Genomic DNA, 4,234 nt, shown 5'->3' with positions numbered 1-4,234 from the left:
TACTGACAACCTCCCGTGTGATTAATTGAGTAATAACTTTTATATATCACGGAAACCGTCGGTGTGCCATATTTATTTTTTGGTAGCATTACCAATTTGACTTTTTATTTTGCAGAACTAAAGTTATAATTAAGTATAAGATAGTTGAAAATTTTAATGTGCATAATTGGGTCTATAGTGATTTAAAAGGTCATTAATACATAAGTAATATCACATAAATTTAAAGGAGTGATAAAATGGTACTGCAGATGTTTGAATTTATAGATGAAGTTGTGGGTATTTTAGATAAGTGGAGAGATGATTTAGATCATGCAGCAAACAATATAGAAAAATACCTAGAACAGATGATAGTAGATGATATTGAAGGGTATTTAAATATAAGTTCAAGGGTGAAATCTTCATCAAGTTTAAAAGAAAAAATTCTTAGAAATAACTATTATAAAAAGTATAATCAGCCAAAAGAATTATTTGAGCACCTATCAGATTTAATAGGAGTTAGAATTGAATGCAGATTTATAGAAGATGAAAATAAAATGTATAAGCTTATAAAGAAAAACTTCAATATGGTTCATGAGGATGGGCTTTATTACAATAAGTTAAATCCCAACATAAGATTGGATTTAAGAGGAAAACAGCCTCAGACACAAAAAAATGGGTGTGAAATATATAGAATAGACGGCGTGTATGAGGTTGAAAACACAAAGATCAACTTCGAGCTTCAAATAAAATCATTGGTAGATATATTTTGGGGTGAAATAGAACATAAGATTATATATAAAAATTACAATTATATGTTAGTAGATAAGTTTATGAAGGAAATGATGGATTCTATAAGAAAAAACCTTTCAATGATAGATAATCAGCTGCTTATACTATATAACCAGTTTAATAAAACAAATTCTTTAGATGCTGCTGTTCGTAAACACCAAATGGAAATGATGCTTTCAAAAATAATTTATGATATTTTCTCATCTAAAATTAAAAAGGACATTGGTTTTATAATGGATTTTAGAAAATCCTGCGATATAATAATGGAATACATATTTAGAACAAATAATGCTGAACATTTAGATGATTACAATGAAACATTGCTAAAAACATTGAATAGATTAAATGATATCAGCAAGGATCAAGTAGATTTTAATAGCAAAATAACTTTTGAAAGAGAAATAGAATTTAATGATGAATTTTCAACTGTGATAGGAGAGTCTATACTAGGTAATATAAATTCTGATTTTAACTGGAATTTATTTTTTAGAATGCTATTTCAAATTGAATTAGGAAACAACGCAGAAGATTTTGAGAACTTTATAAGTTTCCTAAAATATAGGTTTGGTGATAAAAAAGTATTCAAGCAGCTATATTATCATTTTAAAGAAGAAGAAGCTGATAATATAAGGGAAAGAATAATTATGGAAATAGCAAATAGTTTTAAAGAAATAAACTCTATAGAATTTATATATGAAGAAAAGATAGAGAATATCAATAAAATAACAATGTATATGGTAAAAGTAATATGCAGAAATATAAGTTCCTACGAACAGTGGATAAAAACAGAAGAAGGATTCATGAAGCTGTTAAGATTAAAGATATTTGGTGAATTTGGCTATGAAATAGAAATGAAAGATATTTGGAAATTAATCAGTAGATTTAAGGAATGCTGCAATAATATAAATGCTAGCAAAGAACTTTTAAGTTATGTAAATAATTTAGAAAAAGCTAGTGAGGTTAGAAAAGAAGCCGTTCTAAAAGTTATTCAATCATTATAAAGTATGCAGTGTAAAATTTAAATAGTGAATTAACAAAAGTGTCAACGATAAAGATTATTATTATATAATTATTATTGTTGACATTTTTATCACAAAGTAGTATATTGAAACTGTACTTAATAAGTATACATTAAGTTGCGTAATAAAATTAACTATAAAAATTGAAGCTAATGAAAAGATAAATATATATTATTGGGTCACTAAAGAAACTTTTAAGGAAATAATACTATACCAAACCATACCAAAAAGGTTTAAATTATAAGGAGGATCTCTTATGTCAGTATGTGGAAACTGTAAAACTTGTGCGTCAGCAGATAAAGTATTGGAAGGATTTATATCAAAAATGGATTTGGAGACTTCACACCACAGGGTAGAAGCCCAAAAGGTTAAATGTGGATTTGGACAAAAGGGAGTTTGTTGCAGATTGTGTGCTAATGGACCTTGCAGAATCACACCAAAATCACCAAGAGGAGTATGTGGTGCCAATGCAGACACTATAGTAGCTAGAAACTTCTTAAGATCAGTGGCAGCTGGAGCTGGATGTTACCTTCATATAGTAGAAAGCACTGCAAGAAATTTAAAAGCTTTAGGTGAATCTAAAGGAAAATTAAAAGGAGAAGCTGCCCTAAATAGATTAGCTGAAATGTTCCAAATAAATGAATATGATATGCATAAAAAAGCTGTTTTGGTTGCAGATGCAGTTTTAAAAGACTTATACAAGCCAAGATTTGAAAAAATGGATATAGTTGAAAAGATGGCTTACAAGCCAAGATTCGAAACTTGGAAGAAGCTTAACATATTACCAGGAGGAGCAAAATCAGAAGTATTTGACGCTGTAGTAAAGACTTCTACAAACTTAAGCAGTGATCCAGTAGAAATGCTTTTACATTGCTTGAATCTAGGCATATCCACAGGACTTTATGGACTTACACTTACAAACCTTTTAAACGATGTTATGCTTGGAGAGCCAGTTATAAGACAAGCTAAGGTTGGATTTAAAGTTATAGACAAGAACTATATAAACATAATGATAACAGGACATCAGCACTCAATAATAGCTCATCTTCAAGACAGATTAATAGAAGATGATGTGGTGGAGAAGGCTAAAAAAGTTGGAGCTAAGGGCTTTAGATTAGTAGGATGTACTTGCGTAGGACAAGACTTACAGTTAAGAGGAGAGCACTATAAAGAAGTATTCTCAGGTCATGCAGGTAATAACTTTACCAGTGAAGCATTAATAGCCACTGGTGCCGTGGATGCTGTAGTATCAGAGTTTAACTGTACACTTCCAGGTATTGAGTCTATTTGTGAAGAGTTTAAGGTTAAAAATATCTGTTTAGATGACGTAGCAAAGAAAGCTAATGCGGAATATGTGAAGTATTCTTTTGAAGAAAGAGAAAAAATCAGTGAATATATAATAGAAAAATCTATAGAAAGCTATAAAGAAAGATGTGGAGAAGTTAAGGTAAATATACCAACAAATCATGGTTGTGATGATGTTATAACAGGTGTAAGTGAAATCTCTCTTAAAAACTTCCTAGGTGGAACATGGAAGCCACTATTAGACTTAATAGCTTCTGGAAAAATTAAAGGGGTAGCTGGAGTTGTTGGCTGTTCTAACTTAACAGCTATGGGACACGATGTGTTTACAGTAGAGTTAACTAAAGAACTTATAAAGAGAGACATTATAGTGCTTTCAGCAGGATGCTCAAGCGGAGGACTTGAAAATGTAGGACTTATGTCACCATCAGCTGCAAAACTTGCTGGAGACAACTTAAGAGAAGTGTGTGAAAGCTTAGGAATTCCACCAGTTTTAAATTTTGGACCATGTTTAGCTATAGGAAGACTTGAAATTGTAGCTACAGAGCTTGCTAAAGAATTAGGAATAGACATTCCACAGCTTCCATTGGTATTATCAGCACCACAATGGTTAGAAGAGCAAGCTTTAGCAGATGGAGCCTTTGGGTTAGCTCTTGGCTTACCTCTACACCTTGCTATATCACCATTTATAGAAGGAAGTAAGGTAGTAACTACAGTGTTGACAGAATCTCTTAAAGATTTAACAGGAGGTAACTAACAGTTACAAATAAGTTATAAAAAGTTATAATTCTCTGTAAAGTTTTACAACTTTTAACTTAGAAAATTGTTGACAGCCTCCCATGTTCGTAAAGAGCATGGAGAGATGTACGAGATACATCCAAAATCCTTTGAATTGCTGGAAACCCCTAAAGCTAACTAAACTACAACGCAAGGATGAAAAAGGCCTAAGCGTGATAGTTGCGAAAGCGGAAAAAATTAGTTAGATGGCATAAGGTTAAATCCTAAGTGCGCCAATCTTATGGTTAAAAACCGTTAGGTTGCGATAATGGGCAATCAGCAGGTAAGCCTCGAAAAGAGGAAACTTCAACGACTATCCTGTGATGGGAGTACACTACAAGCTATTGGTAGTGGAAGTGGAGGACACC

General features: G+C 31.7%; 1 protein-coding gene and 1 pseudogene. Both read left to right on the top strand.

Features of this window, described 5'->3' with window-relative positions:
* Positions 1 to 236 precede the first annotated feature (236 nt).
* Positions 237 to 1,769, top strand: a complete 1,533-nt coding sequence (locus FGK85_RS14665; protein ID WP_138207854.1) for a nucleotidyltransferase family protein — start codon at positions 237 to 239, stop codon at positions 1,767 to 1,769.
* A 274-nt stretch (positions 1,770 to 2,043) separates the two neighbouring features.
* Positions 2,044 to 3,840, top strand: a pseudogene (gene cooS / locus FGK85_RS14660) (anaerobic carbon-monoxide dehydrogenase catalytic subunit); the annotation flags it as partial.
* Positions 3,841 to 4,234: the final 394 nt, after the last annotated feature.

This window comes from Haloimpatiens lingqiaonensis, from assembly GCF_901447495.1.
GTDB classification, from domain to species: domain Bacteria; phylum Bacillota; class Clostridia; order Clostridiales; family Clostridiaceae; genus Haloimpatiens; species Haloimpatiens lingqiaonensis.
The sequence above is the reverse complement of the archived record's forward strand: the minus strand, read 5'-3'. Positions and strand labels throughout refer to the sequence as shown.

Excerpts from the sequence above, each read along its gene's own strand:
- FGK85_RS14665 (WP_138207854.1), top strand. The coding sequence starts at position 237 with ATGGTACTGCAGATGTTTGAATTTATAGATGAAGTTGTGGGTATTTTA.